This window comes from Streptomyces sp. NPDC001508 (assembly GCF_040298665.1).
GTDB lineage: Bacteria > Actinomycetota > Actinomycetes > Streptomycetales > Streptomycetaceae > Streptomyces.
Genome location: NZ_JBEPAP010000020.1, coordinates 94,789 through 119,777 on the forward strand (window position 1 = coordinate 94,789; position 24,989 = coordinate 119,777).

Annotated in this window: 20 protein-coding genes, 4 pseudogenes and 2 riboswitches; of the genes and pseudogenes, 11 read left to right on the plus strand and 13 right to left on the minus strand. The window is 70.9% G+C overall.

The features are described from left to right. Positions 1 to 45 precede the first annotated feature (45 nt). Genes ABT245_RS19940 through ABT245_RS19950 form a run of 3 tightly spaced genes read right to left on the minus strand, consistent with a single transcriptional unit; the run spans position 46 to position 3,492 of the window. Entirely contained in the window at positions 46 to 927 is an 882-nt protein-coding gene (locus ABT245_RS19940; protein WP_351735303.1) for an ABC transporter permease, read from the minus strand. Next, a complete protein-coding gene (locus ABT245_RS19945) occupies positions 917 to 1,885 on the minus strand; it encodes an ABC transporter permease (protein WP_351735305.1) in 969 nt (322 codons plus the stop codon). The genes ABT245_RS19940 and ABT245_RS19945 overlap by 11 nt, the downstream gene beginning before the upstream one ends. A 20-nt stretch (positions 1,886 to 1,905) precedes the next feature. After that, positions 1,906 to 3,492, minus strand: coding sequence for an ABC transporter substrate-binding protein (locus ABT245_RS19950; protein ID WP_351735307.1), 1,587 nt, complete (start codon positions 3,490 to 3,492; stop codon positions 1,906 to 1,908). Positions 3,493 to 3,597: 105 nt separating this feature from the next. Here ABT245_RS19950 and ABT245_RS19955 point away from each other — a divergent pair. From ABT245_RS19955 to ABT245_RS19970, 4 genes and pseudogenes are all read left to right on the plus strand, one after another. After that, a pseudogene (locus ABT245_RS19955) lies at positions 3,598 to 3,786 on the plus strand (precorrin-4 C(11)-methyltransferase); the annotation flags it as partial. 243 nt (positions 3,787 to 4,029) lie between these two features. Further along, a complete protein-coding gene (locus ABT245_RS19960) occupies positions 4,030 to 5,085 on the plus strand; it encodes a FecCD family ABC transporter permease (protein WP_502982154.1) in 1,056 nt (351 codons plus the stop codon). Positions 5,086 to 5,088: 3 nt separating this feature from the next. Beyond that, positions 5,089 to 5,856, plus strand: a complete 768-nt coding sequence (locus ABT245_RS19965) for an ABC transporter ATP-binding protein (RefSeq protein WP_351735311.1) — start codon at positions 5,089 to 5,091, stop codon at positions 5,854 to 5,856. A gap of 8 nt (positions 5,857 to 5,864) precedes the next feature. After that, positions 5,865 to 6,863: an ABC transporter substrate-binding protein gene (locus ABT245_RS19970; RefSeq protein WP_351735313.1), complete on the plus strand. Its 999-nt coding sequence runs from the start codon at positions 5,865 to 5,867 to the stop codon at positions 6,861 to 6,863. 6 nt (positions 6,864 to 6,869) lie between these two features. On the opposite strand, the pseudogene ABT245_RS19975 reads toward ABT245_RS19970, so the two are convergent. Next, positions 6,870 to 7,150 (minus strand): annotated as a pseudogene (locus ABT245_RS19975) (cobalt-precorrin-5B (C(1))-methyltransferase); the annotation flags it as partial. Positions 7,151 to 7,370: 220 nt separating this feature from the next. Further along, a riboswitch (cobalamin riboswitch) is annotated at positions 7,371 to 7,503 on the plus strand. 33 nt (positions 7,504 to 7,536) lie between these two features. On the opposite strand from ABT245_RS19975, the pseudogene ABT245_RS19980 reads away from it, so the two are divergent. Further along, positions 7,537 to 7,833, plus strand: a pseudogene (locus tag ABT245_RS19980) (DUF4430 domain-containing protein); the annotation flags it as partial. Between the two features lie 274 nt (positions 7,834 to 8,107). Here the strand turns inward: ABT245_RS19980 and ABT245_RS19990 are convergent. Beyond that, a complete protein-coding gene (locus ABT245_RS19990) occupies positions 8,108 to 9,505 on the minus strand; it encodes a prenyltransferase/squalene oxidase repeat-containing protein (protein WP_351735315.1) in 1,398 nt (465 codons plus the stop codon). Between the two features lie 272 nt (positions 9,506 to 9,777). Beyond that, positions 9,778 to 9,912: riboswitch (cobalamin riboswitch) on the plus strand. Positions 9,913 to 10,094: 182 nt separating this feature from the next. Here ABT245_RS19990 and ABT245_RS19995 point away from each other — a divergent pair. Genes ABT245_RS19995 through ABT245_RS20015 form a run of 5 tightly spaced genes read left to right on the plus strand, consistent with a single transcriptional unit; the run spans position 10,095 to position 17,287 of the window. Further along, positions 10,095 to 12,788 (plus strand): prenyltransferase/squalene oxidase repeat-containing protein, encoded by a 2,694-nt coding sequence (locus ABT245_RS19995; RefSeq protein ID WP_351735317.1) that lies wholly within the window; start codon positions 10,095 to 10,097, stop codon positions 12,786 to 12,788. Further along, entirely contained in the window at positions 12,785 to 13,699 is a 915-nt protein-coding gene (locus ABT245_RS20000; RefSeq protein ID WP_351735319.1) for a hypothetical protein, read from the plus strand. The genes ABT245_RS19995 and ABT245_RS20000 overlap by 4 nt, the downstream gene beginning before the upstream one ends. Before the next feature lie 5 nt (positions 13,700 to 13,704). After that, positions 13,705 to 14,859, plus strand: coding sequence for an energy-coupling factor transporter transmembrane component T (locus ABT245_RS20005; RefSeq protein ID WP_351735322.1), 1,155 nt, complete (start codon positions 13,705 to 13,707; stop codon positions 14,857 to 14,859). Beyond that, complete coding sequence (locus ABT245_RS20010) at positions 14,856 to 16,475, plus strand: ABC transporter ATP-binding protein (RefSeq protein WP_351735324.1); 1,620 nt, start codon at positions 14,856 to 14,858, stop codon at positions 16,473 to 16,475. The genes ABT245_RS20005 and ABT245_RS20010 overlap by 4 nt, the downstream gene beginning before the upstream one ends. Further along, entirely contained in the window at positions 16,472 to 17,287 is an 816-nt protein-coding gene (locus ABT245_RS20015; protein WP_351735326.1) for an ECF transporter S component, read from the plus strand. The genes ABT245_RS20010 and ABT245_RS20015 overlap by 4 nt, the downstream gene beginning before the upstream one ends. Before the next feature lie 198 nt (positions 17,288 to 17,485). Here the strand turns inward: ABT245_RS20015 and ABT245_RS20020 are convergent. The 8 genes and pseudogenes from ABT245_RS20020 to ABT245_RS20055 form a co-directional block, all read right to left on the minus strand. Continuing rightward, a pseudogene (locus tag ABT245_RS20020) lies at positions 17,486 to 17,671 on the minus strand (transposase); the annotation flags it as partial. Between the two features lie 30 nt (positions 17,672 to 17,701). Further along, positions 17,702 to 18,841, minus strand: coding sequence for a bifunctional 3-oxoadipate enol-lactonase/4-carboxymuconolactone decarboxylase PcaDC (pcaDC, locus tag ABT245_RS20025; protein WP_351735328.1), 1,140 nt, complete (start codon positions 18,839 to 18,841; stop codon positions 17,702 to 17,704). After that, complete coding sequence (gene pcaB, locus ABT245_RS20030) at positions 18,838 to 20,142, minus strand: 3-carboxy-cis,cis-muconate cycloisomerase (protein ID WP_351735361.1); 1,305 nt, start codon at positions 20,140 to 20,142, stop codon at positions 18,838 to 18,840. Before pcaB ends, pcaDC begins: the two co-directional genes overlap by 4 nt. A gap of 41 nt (positions 20,143 to 20,183) precedes the next feature. Continuing rightward, positions 20,184 to 20,789 carry a protocatechuate 3,4-dioxygenase subunit alpha gene (gene pcaG / locus ABT245_RS20035; RefSeq protein WP_351735330.1) on the minus strand — a complete coding sequence of 202 codons (606 nt, stop codon included), beginning with the start codon at positions 20,787 to 20,789 and terminating at the stop codon, positions 20,184 to 20,186. Between the two features lie 5 nt (positions 20,790 to 20,794). Continuing rightward, positions 20,795 to 21,568 (minus strand): protocatechuate 3,4-dioxygenase subunit beta, encoded by a 774-nt coding sequence (pcaH, locus tag ABT245_RS20040; RefSeq protein ID WP_351735332.1) that lies wholly within the window; start codon positions 21,566 to 21,568, stop codon positions 20,795 to 20,797. A 43-nt stretch (positions 21,569 to 21,611) separates the two neighbouring features. Next, entirely contained in the window at positions 21,612 to 22,814 is a 1,203-nt protein-coding gene (locus ABT245_RS20045; RefSeq protein WP_351735363.1) for a thiolase family protein, read from the minus strand. Between the two features lie 2 nt (positions 22,815 to 22,816). Continuing rightward, positions 22,817 to 23,485, minus strand: coding sequence for a 3-oxoacid CoA-transferase subunit B (locus tag ABT245_RS20050; protein ID WP_351735333.1), 669 nt, complete (start codon positions 23,483 to 23,485; stop codon positions 22,817 to 22,819). Further along, positions 23,485 to 24,267: a CoA transferase subunit A gene (locus ABT245_RS20055; RefSeq protein WP_351735335.1), complete on the minus strand. Its 783-nt coding sequence runs from the start codon at positions 24,265 to 24,267 to the stop codon at positions 23,485 to 23,487. Before ABT245_RS20055 ends, ABT245_RS20050 begins: the two co-directional genes overlap by 1 nt. Positions 24,268 to 24,497: 230 nt before the next feature. On the opposite strand from ABT245_RS20055, the gene ABT245_RS20060 reads away from it, so the two are divergent. Beyond that, on the plus strand, positions 24,498 to 24,962 hold the full coding sequence (locus ABT245_RS20060) for a MarR family winged helix-turn-helix transcriptional regulator (protein ID WP_351735337.1): 465 nt from the start codon (positions 24,498 to 24,500) through the stop codon (positions 24,960 to 24,962). Positions 24,963 to 24,989 lie beyond the last annotated feature (27 nt).

Below are 24,989 nucleotides of genomic sequence, written 5' to 3' on the forward strand. Positions count from 1 at the left end.
CGGACAGCCCGCGCACCGCCAGGAGGGGACGTCCTTGTGTGAGCGTCACAGCATCAGCTCCGATCGCCGGCGGGGGTTGATCCGCTCCCGCCAGGCCCCGGCGAGACCGGCGATGGCGAGTGTGGGGACGATGATGAACAGGCCCGGGAAGAGGGTCGGCCACCACTGTCCTGCGAGCAGCGAACCCCGGGCGCCCTGGATGAGGTTGCCGAGACTGGCCAGGTGCGTGGGCAGCCCGAGTCCGAGGAAGGACAGCGCCGACTCGTGCCACATGGCATGCGGCACCATCAGTACGGCGGCCAGCGCGGCCTGGGGCAGTACCGCGGGCAGTAGATGCCGTACCGCCACCCGCCACTGGGAGGCGCCCCCGGATACGGCGGCGTCGATGTACGGGCGCGAGCGCAGGGACAGCACTTCGGCACGCACGATACGGGCGGTGGACGGCCAGTGGGTGAGTGCGACTGACACCGCCACCGGCCATACTCCGGGCCGGAACATGGCGACGATGAAGATGCCGAGCAGCAGATGGGGTACTGACGAGACCGCGTCGACCACCCGCATGACGCCACGGTCGACCCAGCCGCCCAGCACTGCGGCGGTCACCCCGACGGCCGTACCGATCACGGCCGCTGTGAGGGCCGCCACAACCCCGACCAGCAGGGAGACCCGTAGGCCGTAGACGCAGCGCAGGAGCAGATCGCGACCGAGGTCATCGGTGCCGAAGGGATGCGCCCGACTCGGGGAGAGGAGTTTCGCGGCCAGGTCGACGGCCTGCTGGTCGAGCTGTACCAGTGGCGGCACGAGGAGTATGGCGAGGACGGTAGCGGCCACCAGCGTGGCCGAGACACACACGCGCACCGCCCGGGTGGAGCGGCGGCTCGCGCTGTACGACCGCCAGGCGGGCTCGGCAGCGGAGTCACATGTCACTGAACTTCACCCTCGGGTCGAACAGGCCGTAGAGCAGGTCCGCGAGCAGATTGCCGACGAGTACGGCGGCGGTGGCCAGCGTGGTCAGCGCGGCCAACAGCGGGAAGTCGACGGCGGTGGCTGCCTCCACGGTGGCCGCCGCGATTCCGGGCCAGCTGAAGATGCTCTCCACCAGCAGGGCGCCGGTGATGAGTTCGGGCACCCGGGAGCCGATCAGCGTGAGCACCGGCAGCAGTCCAGAGCGCAGGGCGTGGCCGAACAGGACGGTGCGTTCGCTCAAACCTCTTGCGCGGGCCCCACGTACGGGATCCTCAGCGAGTGCGTCGCCGACGCCCTGGCGTACGTACAAGGTGAACCAGGGGAGTTGGGAGACGGCGAGCACCCCGGCGGGCAGCACGAGGTGACTCGCAACTTGCCCGGGCGTGATCTGCTCGCTCGCCGTGTCGGTGAGACCGCCGGCCGGAAGCATGTCCAGTTGGAGGGCGAACAGCCAGACGGCCAGCAGGGCGAGCCAGAACACGGGCGCTGCTTCCAGAGAGTAGGCGAGAGATGTGACGAGGCGGTCGAGTGCGGAACCGGGGCGGCGGGCCGCCAGCACTCCGAGCACCGTGCCCGTCAGCACGGCTGCCGCGAACGCGACCGCGCACAACAGGCCGGACCAGACGAGGCGTTCGCCGATGACCTGGGCGACCGGCTGCCGCATCACGCTGGACTGGCCGAGGTCGCCGGTGAGGGCTGCGGTCAGCCAGTGCCACCAGCGGGAGGTGAACGGCTGGTCCACGCCCAGGTTCTCGCGCAGCCGCTCCAGGGTTTCCGCGTCGGCGCCGAGCGCTGCTGTACCGGCGTATGCCTTGACCGGGTCGAAGGGGGAGGCGGCGGCGGTCGCGAAGACGCCGAAGGTGACGATGAGCAGGATCGGGGCGGCGAACAGCAGCCGCCGCCCCGTCAGGCGGGCCATCGCTGTCCAGGGGAGTCGGTTCACTTCTTCGGCTGCCAGGCTTCGAGGTCCCACCAGGGGCCGCTGGCGAAGCCGTGCTCGTGCGGTTCGACCTGCGTGGTCAGGCTGTCCCATCGGTCGGCGAGGACGTAGACGTGGTCGATGTGGGTGAGGAAGGTGTAGCCGGGGTTCTTCACCAGTTCGCGCTGGACGGTGTCATAGGCGGCCTCGCGGGCCGCCTCGTCCGAGCTGTGGCGGCCGGTGTCGAGTGCCTTGTCCACCACCGCGTCGTCGTAGCGAGCCATGTTGTTGAAACCGTTGCCGGCCAGGGAGGAGTACAGGAGGGTGTGGAGGCCGTAGTCGGGGTCGCCGCTGCTGCCGAAGCCGGCCAGGACCGCGTCGTTCTTCATCCGCGGCTCGATGACCTCCCAGGTGGCACTCTCCACCTTCACCTCGATGCCGGCCTTCTTGGCGTCGGAGGCGTAGGCGAGGGCGTGGTCCTGGCGGACCTTGTCGCCGGAGGGGTAGAGGAGGGTGAAGGAGGCGCGCTGTCCGTCCTTGGCGCGGATGCCGCCGTCACCGGCCTTCCAGCCCGCCCGGTCCAGGACCCGCGCGGCTTTGGCGAGGTCCTGCTCGCGCTCGATGCCGTCGGCGAACCAGGGGTCGTCGACCGGCAGCGGCCCGTACGCCGGGCGGCCGGCGCCGTCCAGGATCGTGTCGACCATCGCCTGGCGGTCCACAGCGGCGTCGAGGGCCTGACGGACGGCGTGGTCGCCGGTGATCTTGTTCGCCGTCGGGAGGGTCACCGCGCGGAAGTCGTACGTCTTCGCGTCGTACGTCTTCTTGGCCTTGTCGTTCTTGAAGGTGGCGGCGAGGTTGGGAGGGAGGACCGCGCCGTCGAGGTCGCCGGAGCGCAGTCGGGTGGCGCGTACGTCGTCGTCCTCGATGATCGCCATGGTCACCTTCTTCACCTTTGGCGCACCGCCCCAGTAGTCGGGGTTGGCCTTGAAGGTGAGCTTCTCGCCCTTGGTCCAGGAAGCGAGGACGTATGGGCCGGTGCCGATCGGCTTGGCGTTGAAGGAGCCGGTGTTGGGGTTCTGCTTGCCGGCGATGTGCTCGGGGACGATGGGCAGCACCGTGCGTCCCGCGAAGGGGGCGTAGGGGTACTTGAGTGTGAAGACCACCTTGTCGTCGCCGTCCGCCCGCACCTGCTTGATGGCGTCCAACTCGCTGCGTGAGGTGTTGTTGGTCTTCGCGTCGAGAACCGTCTTGTACGTGAAGACCACGTCGGCGGAGGTCAGCGGCTCGCCGTCACTGAACTTCACGCCGTCGCGCAGGGCATAGGTGTAGGTGAGGCCGCCGTCGGCGACCTCGGGGAGTGCCTTCGCCAGGGCAGGCTTCAGCTCCAGGTCGGCGTCCCGGGCGAGCAGACCGTCGAAAAGCTTCGAGTTGCCGTCCTTGCCGTAGCCGAGCAGCGGACTGAGGGTGTCCGGCTCGGAGGCCACGCCGATCACCACGGAGTCGGCCGCGTCGCCGCCGCCCGTGTCGTTGCCGGGGGCGGAGCAGGCGGCAACGCCGGTGAGTATCGCCGCCGTGGCTGCGGCTGTCCGCATCCGTCCGACCGTCATGGACCTCACACCCTTATTGGTTACCGAGAGCTGTTGCATATTAATTGCAATAAGGGCTACCCAGGTCGGCTGGGAGACAGTCCGCCGCTTGCTTCAGTCCGCGGAATGGTCGCCTGCGCTTCTCACCCCCACGAGCTGATCATCCGGGGCGCTCTCGACGAGATCGCCGGGAAGGTGAAGGAGGCGGGTGTGCTGCGTACGGCTGTGGTCACGGTGGGGCGGACGCTGGGGGCGGAGCGGTTCGGTGACAGCCACCTGTATTCGCCGGAGCGGGAGCGGCACGTCTGCCGTTGATCCGCCTCTGTTAGGCTCCCGACGCCTCCCGCGGGGGAAGTCCGGTGAGAGTCCGGCGCTGACCCGCAACGGTGTGCGCGGCGACCCCTGGTTGTTCGCGTGAGCCCGATCGCCTGTGGGTGGCGCGACCCGTTGACTGCTCGCCGTGGACTGCGAGAGGGGACCGCGCGGCCTTCGTGTCGTACGGGCTGTCTCCTTGCGTGAGGTCCGACCGGCGGCTCTAGGCGAAGGACCGCCCTGACCGTGCGCCGCAGCCCAACCCACAGGCGAATACCCGTACCTCCCTTGGCACTTGGCCTCGGACTGCTTCTCCTCGTGTCGCTCGTGTGCGGTGTCGGGCTGGGAGCCGCGGGGATCGACTGGGCGGATGCGTTCCGCTTCCTGTGGGCCGGGACCACCGGCGGTACCGTGCCCGCCGATGACGCCGCCGCCTACACCATCGTCTGGGAGATCCGGCTGCCGCGCGTCGTGCTCGGGGCCGTCGTGGGCGCGGGGCTCGCGGCCGTCGGGGTCGCCGTGCAGGCCATGGTGCGCAACGCGCTCGCCGATCCGTTCGTGCTGGGCATCTCCTCGGGCGCGGCGGTGGGCGCGAACGCGGTCATCCTGCTCGGGGCGTTCGCCGGGCTGGGTGTGTGGGCGCTGTCGGTGTCGGCGTTCGCCTCGGCGCTCGCGGCCATGGTCCTCGTGTACGCGGTGGCCCGCTCGCCCCACGGGCTGACACCGCTGCGGCTGATCCTGACCGGGACGGCGCTGGCGTACGGCTTCGAGGCGGTCACCACGGTGATGGTGTTCGGCGCGGCCCGGGGCGAGGCGGCCCGTTCGGCGATGATGTGGCTGCTGGGCAGCCTGGGCGGGGCGATCTGGGCGCAGGTGCCGCTCGCCGCGGTGACCGTGGCCGCCGGGTGGGCGTGGCTGCGGTGGCGGGCCGAGCCGCTCAACGCGCTCGCCATGGGCGACGAGACGGCCGCCGCGCTCGGCGTCCAACCCGACCGGCTGCGCAGGGAGCTGTTCCTGGTGACGGCAGCGGTGACCGGGACTGTGGTCGCGGTCAGTGGAGCCATCGGGTTCGTCGGGCTGATGGTGCCGCACGTCGTACGGATGCTGGTGGGTGCCGACCACCGGAAGGTGCTCGCGGTGGCACCCCTTGCCGGGGCCGTGCTGCTGGTGTGGGCGGACATCCTGTCCCGGCTCCTGCTCGCGCCCGCGGAGTTGCCGGTCGGCGTGATCACCGCGGTGGTCGGAGTCCCCGCTTTCCTGCTGCTGATGCGGCGCGGCGGCTACGCGTTCGGAGGCCGGTGACAGATGAGGCTCGACATTGAGGACGTGACGGTCGAGGCGTCCGGGATTCGGCTGGTGGAGGACGTGCGGCTCGCTGTGGACAGCGGGGCGTTCGTCGGGCTCGTCGGTCCGAACGGCAGCGGCAAGTCGACGCTGCTGCGCTGTGTGTACCGGGCACTGCGCCCGGCCGGGGGAGTCGTACGCCTCGACGGGGACGACCTGCACACCATGGAACCGCGGGCCGCCGCCCGGAAGTTGGCCGCGCTGCCGCAGGAGTCGTCCGCCGAGTTCGACTTCACCGTCGCCGAAGTGGTGGCGATGGGACGCCTGCCGCACCAGGGCCGCACGGCCGCCGAGGACCGTGCCGTGTGCGCTGCGGCCATGGAACGCACCGGCGTGGCGCACCTCGCCGACCGCGGATTCCTCGCCCTGTCCGGCGGCGAGAAACAGCGCGTCCTCATCGCCCGCGCCCTCGCCCAGCAACCCCGCGTCCTCGTCCTCGACGAACCCACCAACCACCTCGACATCGCTCACCAGTTGGACGTGCTCTGCCTGGTCCGCGACAGCGGGCTGACGGTGCTCGCCGCCCTGCACGACCTCAACCTGGCCGCCGCGCACTGCGATGTCCTCTACGTCATCGCCGGTAGCCGGATCGCCGCCTCAGGACCACCGCACGACGTACTCCAACCCGCCCTGCTCGCCGAGGTGTTCGGAGTGCGCGCGCATCCGGTGCGGCACCCGGAGACCGGCGCGGTCCAGCTCCTGTTCGACCTGCTTCAGCCCGCCAAGTAAGGACTCCCATGCGTAAGTTGCCCGCCGCCGCCCTCTGCCTCGCAGCCACCGTCACCGCAACCGGCTGCGGTGCCAGTGTCGAGTCGTCCAAGGAGGCGAAGTCCCACGCCGTCACGCTCACCAACTGCGGCAAGAAGGTGACGTACGACAAGGTCCCCCAGCGGGTCGTCACCAACGACGTCGGCATCACCGAGCTGATGTTCGCCCTCGGCCTGGAGAACCGCATGGCCGGGTTCGCCATGCCCGACGACGAGGGCGACCTGACTGACGTGCCCTGGAAGGAGGCGTACGACAAGGTCAAGTGGCTCTCCAAGGACCGGCTCACCAAGGAGAACGTCCTCGACGCCCGTGCCGACTTCGTCTTCGCCGGCTGGAGCTACGGCTTCCGCGAAGACAGCGGCTTCACCCCGAAGGCTCTGAAGAAGCTCGGCATCCCGACGTACATCCTCACCGAGTCGTGCCGCAACGGCCGCACCAAGACCTCGCGCGGCATCATGCCGCCCTTGGACGCCCTGTACGCCGACCTCACCAACCTTGGCAAGCTCTTCGGCGTCGAGAAGAAGGCGGCCACGCTGATCGCCGACTTCAAGAGGCAGGTCGCCACCACCGAGGCGAAGGCGCCCACCCACCGGCCCAAGGTCTTCCTCTACGACAGCGGCCAGGACCAGCCTTTGTCGTCGGGCCGTTACGGCGCCCCCGACGAGATCATCAGCAAGGCCGGCGGCAACAACGTCATGCACGATGCCGACGACTCCTGGACCACCGTCGGCTGGGAGAGCGTCGTCGAGCGGAACCCGGACGTCATCGTCATCTGCGACTACGGCGACGTGAGCGCCGAGCAGAAGCGGAAGTTCCTGCTGTCGTACGCTCCCCTCCGTGGTGTCTCCGCGGTCAAGCACAAGCGGATCTTCGTCCTCGACTACGTCGACCTGGTGGAAAGCCCCCGCAACCCGTCCGCCATAGTCCGGCTCGGGGCGTATCTGCGGACGGTGGCTCAACGGAAGTAAGGTCCGTCAGCGGACCGCGCCGCGGCCCACGATCGTGCCCGCCCGGTCGATGCAGATCACGTCGACTGCGACGGGGGCCCGCGCAGGACGGTGAGGGCCTCGTCGCGTGCGGTTATCGCGCCCAGGTTGCCGAGCGGGACCCCGGCAGCCGTGTACAGCTGGTGTGCGGCCAGGCCCGTGTTGGCGTTGGCGACCTCGGCGACGAGGGTTTCGTCCGCACCGCCACGGTGGGCGAGTTCGGCGAGGAAGCCCTTGCCGACCTGGGAGCGTGCGGAGTGCAGGTCCAGAACTTCCATCAGCCTTACTACGAAGATCGCGAGCTGTTCACGGGAGCATCTCGCCCGGCGACTGCGCTTGTCTATGAGTGGCTCTTCCGTGACTTGAAGGCGGTTGGCCGGCTTGGTGCGACTGTGAGGCTCAGTACATAAAAGGGCCGACCGTCGGCCGCTTCCGTGCCCGTGCTCCTCACCCCTGGCTATGAGGGTCTGGTGCGCCATCGCCAACGGCCCATAGTATGCGGGGCACTTCGTGCATATGCGTGCGACCGAGGAAAGCCGGTGGGAGTCCGGCGCTGACCTGCAACCGTGTGCGGCCCGCAGGGGCCGTGAGTCGGGATACCCGGCGTGCGCAGTGAACTGCTTCTCGCTGTCATGGTCTACAGGAGGGCTCAGCCTTGCGCCGCACATCCGCACACCGCACCCTGATCACCGCGACCGCCCTCGGTTTCGCACTCGCCGCGTCCGTGCCGGCAGTCGCCCAGGCCCAGAGCGCGGCGGACACGAACGCTCCCGTCCGGGTGACCCTCACCGTGCAGGGGCCGGACGGGCTTCTCTTCAAGGGGAAGATCAGAACCCAAGGGCACGACGTGACGACCGCGACCGGCGGCACGCACCACTGCGACGGCACCAACGGCGGCGCGAACCCCTCGGCCGTTCCCACGCCCACGGCCGCCACCACGTCGGGGCGCAGGGCGGCGAGGGCCTGGGTGTCGAGGGTGTAGAGCGAGGACCCGGAGTGTGCCGAGCCGCCCACCGCGTCGGAGATCTCCCGGCTGGTGAGTCTGTCCTGGTCGAGGTCGGCCCCGGTCACCACCGGGACGGCCGCGATCTCGTGCGGCGGCCAGTCGCATTCGTGGGTACGGCCGACCAGCCGCGCGGACAGTCCCAGCTCGGCGACGATGTCGGTCGCGGCGGGCAGCAGGGAGACGATGCGCATGCCGCGACCCTACGGCCCCGCTGTCACTGTCAGGCGCCCCAGCGCACCGCGATCGTGTCGCCGACGTTCACGGTCGTACCCCTGGCGGCGGAGGTGAAGGCCCCGCCGTCGATGCTGGCCTTCCAGGTGCTGGAGCCGCTGTTGGCCTTGCCGTTGAGGGAGGTGATCGTGCCGGTGCCGGAGGACGGCGTCACGGCGGTGACGCAGCCGGACGGGGTGGCCGCGCTCACGGCGGCGTCGAGGACGGCGCCGAGGGTGGTGGTCGAGCCGGTCGGCGTCAGCGTGACGGAGCACACTTTCAGGTTTCCGGCGCCGTCGTCCACGGTCAGCGCCAGCTTCGTCGCCGTACCGGAGGTGAAGGATCCCTGGCTCACCCATTGCGGGGCGCCCGCCGTGGCCGGTAGGGGCGGGGTGGAGGTGAAGCCGCCGCCGGCGACCGCGCGCAGGCCGTCGATGGACGCGTAGGCCGAGGGGCTGGTGTCGGTGGGCAGGTACTTGAAGCCGCCGCCGGGGTTGAACTGCTGGGCGATGAGGAAGTCGACCGGGGTCTTGCCCTGGGCGGTGAGGAAGTCGCCGGTCTGTGGGTTGATGCCGCAGGCGTTGAGGCCGGAGACGGCCCAGCCGTTGGAGTCGGTGTTCACGCCGAACAGGGAGTTGAAGGCGCCGCTGCTCGCGATCAGCTTGCTCTTGAGAAACGCCTTGGCCTGCACGTTGTCGGTGTCGGTGTTCGGGACTCCGGAGACGCACAGGGCGGCCATCGCGGCGCCGGTCATGTCGATGTCGCTGGCGGCGGCGAGCTGGGTGGCGTTGCCCTCGGCCTTGCTGTAGTTCCAGCCGCCGTCGTTGTGCTGGTTGGCGCGCAGGCGGGTGATGATCGCGTCGCGCAGCGCCTGGGGGATGCGGGTCTGGCCGGACTGGGTCTTCGCTCCGTTCAGGGCGAGGGCGGCGAAGACGGTGCCGTTGAAGTTGGCGGAGGGGCCGAAGTAGCCGGCCTCGGCGGTCTGCCAGTAGGCGTAGGTGTCGGCGATCAGGTTGCGGGAGGCGGAGACGCGGGCCGGGTCGATGCCGGCGGCGTAGGCGTTGAGCGTGGCGCGCTCGTAGTCGGTCACGACGGGGGAGGAGGAGGGCCAGCCGCTGGTGGAGAGCAGGTTGCGGTAGACGGCTCGGGCGTTCTTGCTGGTGTCGCCGCCCGGTGCGACGTCCACGGCGGCGGTCCCGGCCGCGGCGAAGGCGCTGAACGCCCACTCGTTGGACAGCCCCGATCCGGCGTACGAACCGTCTGCGGCCTGAAGGGACTTGAGGTAGGTGACGCCGTTCGTCTTCGAGGTGGCGATCTGGGCCGGGGTGGAGGTCGCCGCCGCGGGCAGCGTGGTCAGCGCGAAGGCGCCGAGGGCGGCGGCGACGGTGAGGGCGCAACGACGGGACATGGCCTGCTCCTTGGTGAAAAGGACGCCGGCCGAACCCTCCTGCGGTGGGTGGGGCCGCCGTCCGGGACGCGTGGATCGGCTTCCAAAGGTGCTGCGCCGCTTGGGCATTCGGGCTCGGGACGGCCCCCTGCCGTCCCACACCGCTGCGCGTCAGCCCCGGACTCCCACCGGGTTCCCCCACTCGGCAGTGCGGGACGGTACCCCAGGCGCCTGCCCGTCGCCAGCAGGCGTCCGGCCGACTCCAGGTGTGGCCTGTACCCCACCTTGACGGTGTCTGTGAACCATGTTCGAATCCGGCTGATACGCAAGAAGTTCCAGGGGAAGCCGGTCGAATCCCGGCGCTGACCCGCAACCGTAGGCCCGGCGAGTGCCGGGCGAGCCGGAATGCCTGGAGCGTGTTCTTCAGCAACAGACGCCGTCGCGGACTACGGCGTGGTGCGACCAGCCTTCCCCGGCACGGGCCTGCCTCGTGCGGCGGAGGCCCCTCAGCCACGTCTGTGCGCGTCTGCCACACAACGAGGGACCGTGGGTGGGGAACCAGAAGCGAAGAGACGGGCGGGCGGCGAGCAGCCCCAGAGCCCTGACAGCGATGGTGGCGTCGTGGCTGGCGGTGCTGGCCGCCTGCGTGACCTTCCTCACGACGACGCCCGCGAGCGCCGACCCTGTCGGCGACTGCACCGCCACCAAGGGCGCGATCGTCGCCGTCGACTTCGGCCCCTTCGGCGGCACCGTTCAGCGCGGCTGCGACACCACCCCGACCACCGGCTACGACCTGCTCCACGACGCCGGGTTCACCACCACCGGAACCGAGCACGACGGCCCCGGCTTCATCTGCCGCATCGGATACGGCTCCTTCAACTCCGGGACGCAGTACCCGACCGCGGACAAGGAGTCCTGCGTCCTGACCCCGCCCGCCACCGCGTACTGGTCCTACTGGACCGCCTCGCCCGGCCAGGACGACTGGACCTACAGCCAGTACGGCGCCATGGACCGCAAACTGGGGGACGGCGACGTCGACGCCTGGGCCTACGGCGGCACGGACATCGGCGGCAGCACGGGCAAGCCCACCTTCACCCCCGATGACGTCCGCGCGGGCGGGGACAGCACACCCGATCCCGGCGGCACGCCCACCGGGGGACCTGGCCAGATCGACACGAAGGCCGCCGTGGCCTGGCTCAAGGGCCGCCTCACCGACGGCGAGCGCGTCGTCGACGACGGCGCCGACACCCCCGACCACCTGCTGACGACGGAGACGGCCTACGCCCTTGCCGCCGTCGACGGCGACAGCACCGGACTCGACAAGGTCACCGCCTTCCTCGCCGCCCACACCGTCGACTACGCCTACCCGTCCGGCACCGGCCAGGCCCCCGACGCCACCGCAGCCGCCCGGCTCGCCCTCCTCGCCGAGAGCACCGAAGGCGACCCGCGCGCCTTCGGCGGCCACGACCTCGTCGGCGACCTGACCAAGAACGTGTGCGCGGCGGGCCCCGAGTCCGGCGAGCCCATCCCTGGCTGCACTGCCAAGGGCGACTTCCGCAACGCCGGCTACGCCGAGGGACAGGCCCTGTCCGTCCTGGCCCTGCTGCGTGCCGCGGTGACCCCGCCCGCCGAGACGGTCGACCGGCTCACCCAGCTCCAGTGCACCGACGGCGGCATCACCAGCATCCTCATCCGCCCCGGCGAGTATTGCGACGGCGACCCCGCCACCACCGGCCTGGTCGCCCTCGTCCTGCACCGGGCGGGCGGCCACGACGACACCGTCGCCAAGGCCCGCACCTACCTCACCACAGTGCAGCGCACGGACGGCTCCTTCCCCGGCTACACGGGCGCCACCACCGGCAGCGTGTACGCGACCGCCTACGCCGCCCAGGCACTGCACGCGCTCGGCAACACCGCCCGCGCGGAGGCGGCCGTCGGCTGGCTGTCCCGGCAGCAACTGACCGGCGGAGGCTTCGGGTTCGAAGAGGGCGCCACCGACCCGGCCCTCTACCCGACCCCGCCCGCCGTCCTCGCAGGCACCGGCACGAGCCTGGCCACCCTCACGACGAAGAAGACCGAACCCACCGATCCGCCGACGACCCCCACCTCCCCGCCGGCCACGCCCGCGCCGGGCATTGGCCCCGACCTGAAGAAGGGGGTTGCCTACCTCACCAGCGCGACCAACCTCAAGCAGGGCCTGTACTACACCTCCGGACCCGCCACCTCGCGGGCGGACTTCGGCCTCACCATCGACGGCGCCTACGCCCTGGCCGCCACCGGCCTGAACAACGCCAAGCTGCGCGGCATCGTCGACTTCCTCGACCAGAAGGGGAAGGACGGCGAGGGCCGCACCGTCAACGACTGGACGGGCGTCGGCACCGCCTACGCCGCCGGCGGTTCCCTCGGCAAGACCGCCCTGCTCGCCGAAGCCGTCGGCCGAAACCCGCGCGACTTCGCCGGGCGCGACCTGATCGCCGCGCTCGATGAGTCCGTATGCGCCAAGCCGAGCACCGCTCCGGACCGCTCCTGCGCGGCCAAGGGTGCCTACCGCTACGCGCCGTCGGTGTTCGCCCAGTCCCTCGCCGTCATGGCGCAGTTGAGGGCGGGGGAGAAGCCCGAGGAGGCGATCGCCTACCTGGAGAGCCTCCAGCAGGACACCGGTGCCTGGCCGAGCCTGATCCCCGCCACCGACGACTCCGACGTCGACTCCACCGCGATCGCCGCCATGGCCCTGGACCTGGCCGGCGGGCAGAAGGCGGAGGCCGCTGTCGACAGGGCCCTGGCGTGGATCGCGTCGAAGCAGCTGTCCGACGGCGGCTTTCCCGGGGCGGCCGGCAACTCCGTCAACTCGGCGGCCCTGGCCGTGCAGGGGCTGTCCCTCGACGGCGGGAAGTACGTCGACGAGATCGCCGGGGCGCGGAAGTTCCTCGCTTCCCAGCAGAACGCCGACGGCGGCTTCAACGTGGCGAAGGAGGGCCAGCGCGGCTCCGACCTGAGGGCCTCCACCCAGGCCGTGAGCGGCGCGACCGGAGTTTCCTTCGGCACGCTGGAGCGCAGTCTCACCGGCACCTCGCCGCAGCCGACGCCCAGCCCGAGCGGCAGTGCCCCCGACATCGTCACTCCCGGCGACACGGCAGGCGGCGCAGGCGGGCCCACCGCCGACGGCGTCAGCGGCGGCGGAGCGCTGGCCTCCACCGGCGTACAGATCGGGGCTCTCGCCGTGATCGCCGCGCTGCTGGTGCTCGCCGGGTGGCGCACGGCGGCCGTGGCCCGCCGCCGAGTGGATGCGGGGGGCGAGCGGTGACCGGTTTCCTCAAGACAGCGGCCCGTGCCGTAGCGGCTCTCGCTGTGACAGCCGCCGCCTTCGGCGCGACGACAGGTTCCGCGACGGCCGACCCGCAGGCGATGGGCCGCTGCACCACGACCTCCGGAGTGGTTCTCGCGGTCGACTTCAGTCACTGGGGCGGCCCGATCCTGCGCTCCTGTGGCACCACGCCGACCACCGGCTACGAACTCCTCAACCAGGGCGGCTGGCAGACCACCGGCACTGGACACGACGGCCCGGCGTTCATCTGCCGGATCGGCTACAGCGGCTACCAGAGCGGGAAGCAGTACCCGACCGCCGCGGAGGACGACTGCGTCCTCACCCCGCCCGCCTCCGCCTACTGGTCGTACTGGCACGCCGACCCAGGCGCCGGCGACTGGCGGTACAGCCAGCTGGGCGCCATGCTCTACAAGCCGAAGCCCGGCAGTGTCGACCTGTGGATCTTCGGTGCCACGAACGTCGAGGGCACGGAAGGGCGCCCCACGGTCACCCCCGACCAGCTGCGCGCCCACAACACCCGGCCACAGGGCGACACCGGCCGGCCGACTTCCACCTCCAAGGCCCCCGAGCTGCCGCCCGACGTCGACATGGGCCCTGCGCCGGAGCGGCCCGCCACGTCCCCCTCGCCGAAGCCGAAGAAACCAAGCCCCAGCCCCAGCCCCAGCCCGACACGGACACTGACGCCCAGCCCGTCGACGAGCCCGACGGCAACCCCGTCGGCGGTGGCCGTGCCGACTTCGGACAGCAGGGTGGTCGATGCCGCTCCGGCCGCCGACGCCCGGCACGACTCCGGCTCGATCGTGCCCATGGTCGCCGGCGCTTCGCTCGTGCTGCTGATCGGCGGCGCCGCGGCGTACGAGGCGCGCCGTCGCCGCCGTCGTACCGAGTGACGGCGATGGCTCGTACGACCGTTGAATCGACGGCCGATCCCTCCGGCCGCTCCCGGCAGCCGGAGGGTGGCGGTCGCCGTCTGCCGCGCACGCTGCATCCGGTCGCCTGGTGGGTGTGGGCGCTGGCCCTGGCCACCGCAGTCAGCCGTACCAACAACCCGCTGCTGCTGTTCCTGGTCCTCGCAGTCCTCGGCTACGTCGTCACCGCCCGCCGTACCGAGGCCCCCTGGGCGCGCGGTTTCCGGTACTACCTCTACCTGGCCCTGAGCGTCGTGGCGATCCGGGTCGTGTTCCGCGCGGTGTTCGCCACCGGGATCACCCCGCGCGACCACTTCCTCTTCTCGCTCCCGCACCTCCCCACCCCCCACTGGTACGCGGGGATCCGCATCGGCGGACCGGTCTCCCTGGAGGCGCTGCTGTCCGCCGCGACCGACGGGCTGCGGCTGGCCTGCATGCTGTGCTGCATCGGCGCCGCCAACACGCTCGCCAACCCCAAACGCGCCCTACGCGTGCTGCCGGGCGCGCTGTACGAACTGGGGGTCGCCGTCACCGTCGCGATCAGTGTGGCGCCGCAGCTCGTGCAGAGCGTGCAACGCGTCGCCCGCGCACGGAAACTGCGCGCCGGACGGACCCAGGGCATGAAGGCGCTGCGCGGCATCGTGGTCCCCGTCCTGGAGGACGCCCTGGAGCGCTCCCTGCGGCTGGCCGCCGCCATGGACTCCCGCGGATACGGCCGTGCGGGCACCGCCACCCGCCGCTCCCGAAGGATCACCGGAGCGCTGATGCTGCTCGGCATGTCCGGGCTGTGCGCCGGCGCCTACGGCCTGCTGGACGCCACCGCCCCCGCCTTCCTGGGCTTCCCGGCGATGGCGGCGGGCGCGCTGTTGTGCGTGGCCGGGCTGCGGCTGGGCGGACGCCGGATCACCCGCACCACCTACCGCCCCGACCCGTGGCGGCTGCCGGAGTGGGCCGTCGCGGGCAGCGGCGTGCTGTCCGCCGTCCTGCTCTTCACCGGTCTCGGCTACGACCCCGCCCAGCTCAACCCCACCTTCTACCCGTTGACCTGGCCCGCACTGCCCCTGGTGCCCACCGCCGCGATCCTGCTCGCCGGCACCGCAGGCTTGCTCGCACCCCCACCCCAGAGAGCCCACACCCCGTGATCACATTCGACCAGGTCACCGTCCACTACGACGACGCCCCCGAGCCCGCCCTTCGCGACGTAGACCTCACGGTGGAGGAGGGCGAACTCTGCCTCGTCGTCGGACACACCGGCGTCGGCAAATCCACCCTCCTCGGCGCCGTCAACGGGCTCGTGCCGCACTTCACCGGCGGCACCCTGTACGGCCGCGTCACCGTCGACGGCCGCGACACCGCCCACCACCCGCCCCGCGAACTCGCCGACGTCGTCGGCGTGGTGGGACAGGACCCGATCGACGGCTTCGTCACCGACACCGTGGAGGAAGAACTCGCCTACGCCATGGAGCAGCTGGCCATCCCGCCCGCCACCATGCGCAAACGCGTCGAGGAGACCCTGGACCTCCTCGGGCTCGCCGACCTGCGCCACCGCGCCCTGCACGAACTCTCCGGCGGACAGCAGCAGCGCGTCGCCATCGGCTCCGTCCTCACCGCCCACCCCCGCATCCTGGTCCTCGACGAACCCACCTCCGCCCTCGACCCGACCGCCGCCGAAGAAGTCCTCGCCGCCGTCACCCGCCTCGTCCACGACCTCGGCGTCACCGTCCTCATGGCCGAACACCGCCTCGAACGGGTCGTTCAGTACGCCGACCGCGTCATCCACCTCCCCGGCGACGGCCACGCCCGCATCGGCGCGCCCGCCGACATCCTGCGCACCTCCGACATCGCACCGCCGATCGTGGAACTGGGCCGGGCGGCCGGCTGGTCCCCGCTGCCCCTGTCCGTCCGCGACGCCCGCCGCGCCGCTGCACCCCTGCGCGCAACCCTCGCCGACCGCGTCCCGCCCCCGGTCCGCCCGCAACCGACGGCACCCCGGTCCCGGCTGCTGGCCGCGCGCGGCGTCACGGTCACCTACCGGGGCGTTCCCGCCGTCCGGGAAGTGGACCTCGACCTGCACGCCGGCGAGGTGACAGCGCTCATGGGCCGCAACGGCTCCGGCAAGTCCTCCCTGCTCTGGGCCCTGCAGGGCTCAGGACCCCGCCGCGCGGGCAGCGTGAAGGTGACCGGAGTGGGAAAGGACACCGATCCCCACGCCGTCCCCGCCACGCAGGCCCGCCGGCTCGTCGGCCTGGTCCCGCAGACCCCGGCGGACCTGCTCTACCTGGAGAGCGTCAAGGCGGAACTCGACCAGGCCGACACCGAGTCCGGCACCGAGGTGCGAGCCCGCGCCGTCCTGGACCGGCTCGCTGCGGGCATCGACGACGCCAGCCACCCCCGCGATCTGTCGGAGGGACAAAAGCTCGCCCTCGTCCTCGCGATCCAGCTCTCGGCCGCGCCGCAGATCATCCTCCTGGACGAGCCGACCCGCGGACTGGACTATCGCGCCAAGACCGAGCTGATCGGTGTCGTCGACACCCTCGCCGCCGAAGGCCGCGCGGTCGTCATCTCCACCCACGACGTCGAGTTCGCCGCCCGCGCCGCCGACCGTGTCGTCGTCATGGCCGAGCAAGACATCGTCGCTGACGGCCCGACCACCGAAGTCATCGTCGCCTCACCCGTGTTCGCGCCACAGACCGCGAAGATCCTCGCTCCGCTTCCGTACCTGACGGTCCACCAGGTCAAGGCGGAGGGGCGGAAATGACGGCGGTCGCTGTCCGGCTGAGTCCGCGCGTCGGCGTCGTCATGACCCTGGCCGCATTCCTCGGCCTGGTCGCGTTCTTCTGGCCGTTCGTGGTCGCCCCGGGGAAGTTCGGCTCCAACTACGCGCCCCCGCTCATCTTCGGCGTCCTGCTGGTCCTCGTCCTGTGCGTGATCCTCTCGGAAATCGCCGAGGGCGGCATCGACTCCAAAGCACTCGCCATGCTGGGCGTCCTGTCCGCCGTCAACGCCGCCCTGCGCCCGCTCGGCGCCGGCACCGCAGGCATCGAGACCGTCTTCTTCGTCCTCGTCCTCGCCGGACGCGTCTACGGCCCCGGCTTCGGCTTCACCCTCGGCTGCACCTCCCTGTTCGCCTCCGCGCTGATCACCGGCGGGGTCGGGCCGTGGATGCCGTACCAGATGTTCGGCTGCGCGTTCGTCGGCATGCTCGCCGGCTTCCTGCCCCGGGCCACCGGCCGCCGCGAGGTCCTCATGCTCGCCGTCTACGGCTCCCTCTCCGGCTACCTCTTCGGCTTCCTCCTCAACCTCTCCTTCTGGCCCTTCTCCCTCGACCCGAACAGCTCCATCGCCTACCTGCCCGGCCTGCCCTTCACCGAGCAGTGGCACCGCTACCTCGCCTTCGACCTCGCCACCTCCCTGGGCTGGGACACCGGCCGGGCCGTCACCAACTTCGTGTGCGTCCTGCTGGCCGGCCCCGCGGTGCTCACCACCTTCCGCCGCGCCGCCCGTCGCGCCCGCTTCCACGCCCCCGTCACCTTCGCGACACCCCGAACAGGCGAGACAGAACCCAGCTGACCAGGCACGACAGCATCAGATCGCGGTGCGGGCTCGATTTACTAACCTCCCCGTTTCAGTCGGCTCGGGTTGGGTCGGTCTGGTCGCAATGGCCGCGGCTGTCGGCTGTTTCTCGTCCGGTGGGCATGGCTGGGGCCCGGCGCGTGGTCGGGTGCTCCGGGTCCTCATGTAGGGGGCGGTCAAGGACGAAGTCACTGGTCAGGTAGCCGGTCTCGGCAGTGCCGCGAGGCAGGCAAAAGCGTTCGCCAGCTCGTGCCGCCATGGCCAGGTGGCGGCGATTCGCAGGTGGAGGCGGCGGCCTCCGCGGGTGAGTCGGGCGGCTGCGTGCAACAGCCGGTAGCGGAGCTTCTTGGGCTCGGCATCGGCGAGTTCGCCGTGCAGGAGCGCAGATCCGCGTTCCGCCCCCGCTGTTCGTCAGGCCCGGTCTCTGTTGTCCTCCGCGAGTACCCGTTGTGCCGCCGCAAACGCCGAGTTGGCTGCCGGGACTCCGCAGTAGACGGCGGTCTGCAGCAGCACTGCGCTGATCTCCTCCGGGGTGAGACCGTTGCGGCGCGCCGCGCGGACGTGCATGGCCAGCTCGTCGTAGTGGCCGTGCGCGACCAGCGCCGTCATGGTGATCATGCTGCGCTCACGACGCGTCAGCGTCGGATCCGTCCAGATCTCGCCCCATGCGTAGCGGGAGATGAAGTCCTGGAACCGGGCCGTGAATTCGGTCTGCCAGGACTGCGCGCGGTCCACGTGCACGTCGCCGAGCACCTCCCGGCGCACCTCCATGCCACGCCGGGAGCCGCCGGAGAAATGGGTGCGCAGCGCCGTCAGGACGGCCTCCGGGCATTCGGCGGGCGCCAGGTGCGAGGCGCCGGGGATCTCCACGAGGGCCGCGCCCGGCACCGCGTCCGCGATCTCCCGCAGATGTGCCGGCGGCGTGGCCGGGTCCTCCCGCCCGGCGATGGCCAGTGTGGGGACGGCGATCTCCGGGAGGCGGTCGCGCAGGTCGAACGCGGCCAGTGCGTCGCAGCAGGCGGCGTACGCCTCCGGGTCCGCCCTTCGGTGGTCGTCCACCAGCCGGGGCACAGTGAAGCCAGGGGTGAACCAGCGGGCGTCCGCCGACTCGGAGAGCCCGGCAAGTCCCTCGCGGCGAACCCGCGCGGCGCGCTCCTCCCACGCCTTTGCCCCGTTGAAATGGGCCGATGAGCAGATGATGGCCAGGGACGACACGCGCTCGGGATGGTGCAGTGCCAAGTGCAGGCCCACCGCACCGCCGAGTGAGACTCCCGCGTAGGCGAACCGTTCGATGTCGAGCGCGTCGGCGAGCCGCAGCACCAGGTCGGCCAGGTCGGCCAGGGTCGCGCCGGGGCCGATCAGCCCGGCGGCCGAGCCGCCGTGCCCGGGCAGGTCCCAGCGCAGGACCCGGTGCGTGATGGACAACTCGGGTGCCACCTTGTCCCACAGGGCGTAGGACGTGCCGAGCGAGGGCCCGAGGAGCAGCGGGGGAGCGGTCTTGGATCCTTCGGCGCGGTGGTTGAGGATCCTGTGGGAGGCGGAGGAGGTCAACGTCGCTCCAGGGCGCGGTCGGTGAGGGCTCCGGCGGAACCGGTATAACGGGTCGGGTCGGTCAGCCGGCCGAGGTCGACGTCCGTCAGCTTCGGCTCCTCGGCGAGGAGTTCGGCCAGGGACCGGTCCTCGGTATACGTACGCTTGGCGGCCTCGGTGAGGAGTTCCTTCGCGCGGGTGCGGCCGAGTACGGGCGTCAGCTCGGCGGAGAGCCGCTCGGAGACGATCAGTCCGTGGGTGAGTCCGAGGTGTTCGCGCATGGCGTCCGGGTACACCCGCAGGCCCTTGGCGAGTTCGGCGGCCTCCCGGGCCGCACCACCGGCCAGCCGGAGCAGGTCCCTGAGCGGTTCCCACTCGGCGTGCCAGGCCCCGGCCGGCCGTTCGTCCCCGGCCACCAGCGCACCGTACAGTGTGGCCGCGAGCTGTGGTGCGCGCCGGGCGGCGGCCGCGATCAGCGTCGAGCGCACCGGGTTCGCCTTGTGCGGCATGGCGGAGGAGCTGCCGCCGCTGCCCTCGGCGACCTCCGCGATCTCGGTGCGGGAGAGGATGAGGACGTCCGCTGCGAGCTTGCCCAGCGCGCCGGTGGTGAAGGCGAGGCAGCCGGCGAGGTCGGCGATCGGTGTGCGCAGCGTGTGCCAGGGCAGCACGGGTGCCCGCAGCCCGAGCTCCCGGGCGTAGGCGGCGGGGAGCGCGGTCGCGTCGTCGGCCCCGTACGCGGTGAACGCCGCCAGCGTCCCGGCCGCGCCGCCAAGTTGGGCGGTCAGTGAGTCGCGTGCCGAGGTCACCCGGTCCCGGGCGTCCAGCACCAGCGACCGCCATCCGGCGGCCTTGAGACCGAACGTGGTGGGCACGGCGTGCTGGGTGAGCGTGCGGCCCGGCATGGGGGTGTCGCGGTGCTCGGCGGCGAGGCCGGCCAGCGCTCGCTCCGTGCGGCCGAGATCGGTGAGGAGTGGGGCCAGGGTTCGCGCGGCGACCAGCATCATCGCCGTGTCCATGATGTCCTGGCTGGTTGCACCCCGGTGCACATATGTGCCGTACGGCTCGCCGACCGCCCGGGTCAGGTCCGCGACCAGCGGGATCACCGGGTTCCCATCGGCCCGCGCCCGCTCGGCGAGGGACGCGAGGTCGAGGCGTTGGGGGTCGGCCGCCTCCGTCACCGTGGCCACGGCCTCGTGCGGGGCGAGTCCCAGGGACGCCTGGGCTCGGGTCAGTGCGGTCTCCGCGTCGAGCAACGCCCGCAGGAATGCGGTGTCGCCTGTCTCGGTGGCGGCCGGGGAGCCCGTCCAGCCGGGGCCGAGCATACCGCCTGCGTGACCAGCGATGCCCTCGGTGTCGGCTGACGTCACGTGAACTCCAGGAAGACTGTCTCGTCCTCGCCCTGAAGGCGGGCATCAAAACGAAAGGTGCTGTTGCCCTCGTCCTTGGCGATCAGCGTGCCGCGTCGTCTCTCGCCCAGCCGGGACAGCAGCGGGTCCGTGGACAACGCTGCCTCGTTGCCGGGCAGGTAGATCCGGGTGAACAGGTGGACGAGCAGACCCCGTGCGAAGAGGCACACGCTGATGTACGGCGCGCTCTGCCCGCGGGCGCCGGGCCGCAGCGTACGCGCCGTCCAGTGGCCGTTGGCATCCACCTGGATGCGGCCGAAGCCGGTGAACTCCACGCCGTTGCGGCCCAGGAAGCCGCCGCTCGCAGGGTCGCGCCGCATCGAGCCGTCGGCTTGAGGCAGGTTGCCCTCCGGGTCCGGGCCCCACAGTTCCAGGAACGCGTCCGGCAGCGGCTCGCCCTCGCCGTCGTACACGTAGCCCTGGAGGGTGATGGTCTTGGGGTGGCCGACGGGCGCGATGTCCTCGCCGCCGGGGAAGGGCAGCGCGTAGCCGTAGAAGGGGCCGACGGTGTGCGAGGGCGTGGCCAACGCGCGCTCCGGGACCCCGGTGTCGATCTTCGTCATGGCGGTCAGTGCCCCTCTTCCGTCCAGGTGGCCCGCGGCCCGTCGAGCACGATGTCCCAGTGGTAGCCGAGGGAGAACTCCGGCATCGACAGGCTGTGGTCGTAGGTGGCGACCAGCCGCTGCCGGGCCGCGTCGTCCGTCACGGACTGCAGGATCGGGTCGTACGGGAAGAGCGGGTCGTTCGGGAAGTACATCTGCGTCACCAGCCGCTGGGTGAACGACGAGCCGAAGACGGAGAAGTGGATGTGCGCCGGCCGCCAGGCGTTGACGTGGTTGTGCCACGGGTACGGGCCCGGCCGGATCGTCGTGAAGCGGTAGAAGCCCTCCGCGTTGGTGAGGGTGCGGCCCACACCGGTGAAGTTCGGGTCCAGCGGAGCGTCGTGCTGCTCGCGCCGATGGGCGTATCGCCCGGCCGAGTTGGCCTGCCAGATCTCCACCAGTTGGCCGCGCACGGGACGGCCGTCGCGGTCGAGCAGCCGGCCGGAGACGGTGATGCGCTCGCCGACGGGCTCGCCGGTGTGCTGCCGGGTGAGATCGTTGTCGATCTCGGTGACGTCGCGCTCTCCGAAGGCGGGGGAGGACAGTTCCGCCAGCTCCGGGTCCTTGGTGACGTCGATGGCCACTGGCGGCTGCTTGGGATGGCGCAGCACCGAGGAGCGGTACGGCGCGTAGTCGCGCCGCGGGTGGTGTTCGACGGGCGCGCCGTCGGCGACCCGCTTGTGGTACGCGGCGTGCTCGGCCGCGATTTCCTGGTCGATGTCGTGCTGGGTGAGGGCCATGGGTGGCCGAACTCCTTTGTCCTGATGGCGCTTGGGCCTTGGATCAGCGTTCGAGGACGAGGGCGAGGCCCTGGCCGACGCCGATGCAGAGGGCGGCGACGCCGGTGCCGCTGCCCTTGCGGGCGAGCTGGTGCGCGACGGTGCCGGCGAGACGGGCACCGGAGGCCCCGAGCGGGTGACCGAGGGCGATGGCGCCGCCCTGCGGGTTGAGGATCGCCGGGTCGAACTCCGGCCACTCGGCCACACAGCCGAGGACCTGGGCGGCGAACGCCTCGTTCAGCTCGAGCACGTCCAGGCCGGCGTAGGACTTCCCGGCCTTGGCGAGGGCGCGGTTGGTGGCCTCCACGGGGGCGAGCCCGAAGTAGTGCGGGTCGATACCGGAGACTCCGGTCGCCGAGATACGGGCGAGTGGCTGGCGGCCGGTGGCCTTCAGACCCTGCTCATCGACCAGAAGCAGCGCGGCGGCGCCATCGTTGAGCGGTGAGGCGTTGCCCGCTGTCACGGTGCCGTTCTCCTTGCGGAACGACGGTTCGAGCTGGGCCATCTTCTGGAGGGAGGCGTCGGGGCGGACGCACTCGTCGGCCGTGTAGAGCACCGGATCGCCCTTGCGCTGAGGCACGGGTACAGGCGCGAGCTCAGCGTCGAACAGGCCCTCGGCCTGCGCCTTGGCCGCCTTCCGGTGGGAGCCGAGGGCGAACTCGTCCTGCTGATCGCGGCCGATCTTGTGCTTGTCAGCGATGAGTTCGGCAGACTCGCCCAGCGGGATCGTCCACTGTGGCTCCATCCTCGGGTTGACCATGCGCCAGCCCAGAGTGGTGGAGTACAGCCCGGTGTGCCCGGCCGGGAAAGGCTTGTCGCTCTTGGGCAGTACGTACGGGGCGCGCGTCATCGACTCCACGCCGCCGGCGAGGACGATGTGGGCGTCGCCGCAGGCGATGGCGCGGGCAGCCTGGATCACGGCCTCAAGGCCGGAGGCGCACAGCCGGTTGACGGTCGCACCGGGCACGGAGGTGGGCAGACCGGCCAGCAGGGCGGCCATGCGGGCGACGTTGCGGTTCTCCTCGCCGGCGCCGTTGGCGTTGCCGAAGCAGACGTCCTCGATGCGCGAGTGGTCGAGGTGGGGCGTACGGGCGAGGAGTTCGCGGATGACGTGGGCGGCCAGGTCGTCCGGGCGGATCGAGGCCAGGGCGCCGTTGTAGCGGCCGATGGGGGTGCGGACGGCATCGACGATGTAGACGTCGCGCAGGCTCATGACGCGATTTCCTCGGTGATCTCTTCGAGTTCTTCCGCGACGCGGACCTCGGCGGCCGTCTTCGCGACGATCTCTGTCACGGTGACGCCCGGCGCCCTCTCGATGAGCGTCAGCCCGTCGGGGGCCACGTCCAGCACACCGAGATCGGTGATGATCCGGTTGACACACGCCTTGCCCGTCAGCGGCAGCGCGCACTCGGTCAGGATCTTCGGTGTGCCGTCCTTCGCGGTGTGCGTCATGACCACGATGAGGGAGCGGGCGCCGTGCACCAGGTCCATCGCGCCGCCGATACCGGTGATCATCTTCCCGGGGACGGCCCAGTTCGCCAGGTCCCCCTTCTCGGAGACCTGCATGGCACCGAGTACGGCAACGTCGATGTGCCCGCCGCGGATCATCGAGAACGACAGGGACGAGTCGAAGAAGGAAGCGCCCGGCAGAACCGTGACGGTCTCCTTGCCCGCGTTGATGAGATCCGGGTCGACCAGGTCCTCCGTCGGGTACGGGCCGGTGCCCAGGATGCCGTTCTCCGACTCGAGGACCACCTGGACGTTCGCCGGGAGGTAGTTGGGGATCAATGTCGGCAGGCCGATACCGAGATTGACGTACTGGCCGTCCTCAAGCTCACGGGCCGCGCGGGCGGCCATCTCCTCGCGTGTCCAGGCCATCAGCCGCTCACCGTCCCTCGTGCCGAAGGCGTGGAAATCGTGCGCCGTTCGATCTGCTTGTCCGCTGCCTGCTCCGGGGTGAGCGCCACCACCCGCTGCACGAAGATGCCCGGCAGATGCACCCCGTCCGGATCGATCTCGCCGGGTTCGACGAGTTCCTCGACCTCGGCGATCGTGACGCGCCCGGCCATCGCGGCCAGCGGATTGAAGTTCCGTGAGGACTTGCTGAAGACGAGGTTGCCGTGCCGGTCACCCTTGGCGGCCCGCACAAGGGCGAAGTCGGTGCGGATGCCACGCTCCAGCACGTACTCGGTGCCGTCGAACTCGCGGACCTCCTTCGGCGGCGAAGCCAGCTCCACCCCGCCGTTCCCGTCGTAGCGCCACGGCAGGCCGCCGTCGGCGACCTGCGTGCCGACACCGGCCGGGGTGTAGAAGGCGGGAATCCCGGCCCCGCCGGCGCGCAGCCGCTCGGCCAGCGTGCCCTGAGGGATCATCTCGACCTCCAGCTCGCCGGCCAGGTACTGCCGCGCGAACTCTTTGTTCGCCCCGATGTACGACCCGGTCACGCGTGCGATCCGGCCGGCCGTCAGCAGCACCGCAAGACCCGAGTCCAGCGCTCCGCAGTTGTTGGAAACCACGCTCAGTGCGCCGACCCCGCGTTCGTACAGCGCTTGGATCAGTACGTTCGGTACGCCGCTCAACCCGAATCCGCCGACCGCCAGCGACGCGCCGTCCGGCACGTCTGTCACCGCCTCAGCGGCTGTCGGCACCACCTTGTCCACCGGTGCAGCCTCATCTCTCCGTTACTGAATAGTCAGTGTACTGATTATCTTGGTGAGGCTTCCGTACGCTGCCACTTCTCGGAGGGGTCGTCAAGACCCCAGGTAGAACCAGTCAAGCGGGCCGAACCCACAAAGACTCCGGGCGGCCACGCGAGTCGCCTGTTATCTTTCAGTGCACTGAATGGATCCGCAGGGGATCGACGCGCGGACGCCCGATTCGAGGAGTACAGATGGCGGCGGTGGACTTGAACTCCCACCCCGGGCACCTCGCCCGGCGGCTTCAGCAGGCGCACCACCTGCTGTGGAACACGATGGTCTCCGAGGAGATCACCTCACCGCAGTTCGCCGTCCTCAACACACTCGTCGCCGAATCCGGTCTCGATCAGCGCACGGTGGGGGACCGAGTCGGCCTCGACCGTTCCACCATCGCCGAGGTGATCAGCCGGCTCATCCGGCGCGGGCTCCTCGACAAGGTCCGTGATCCGCAGGACGGCCGACGTTTCCTGCTGCGTCTGACCGACGACGGCGCACGTGTCCACCGCAAGCTGACAGTGCGCACCGCGCGGATGAACCAGGTTTTCCTGGCGCCGCTCTCCGCCGAGGAGCAGAGGCAGTTCCTCGCTCTCATCCAGCGCGTGGCCTCCGCCGCCGATGAGCTCCGCGCTCCGGCGGACCACCTCGTCACACAATCTTGAGAAGGACGATCCTCCTACGGTCAGGCC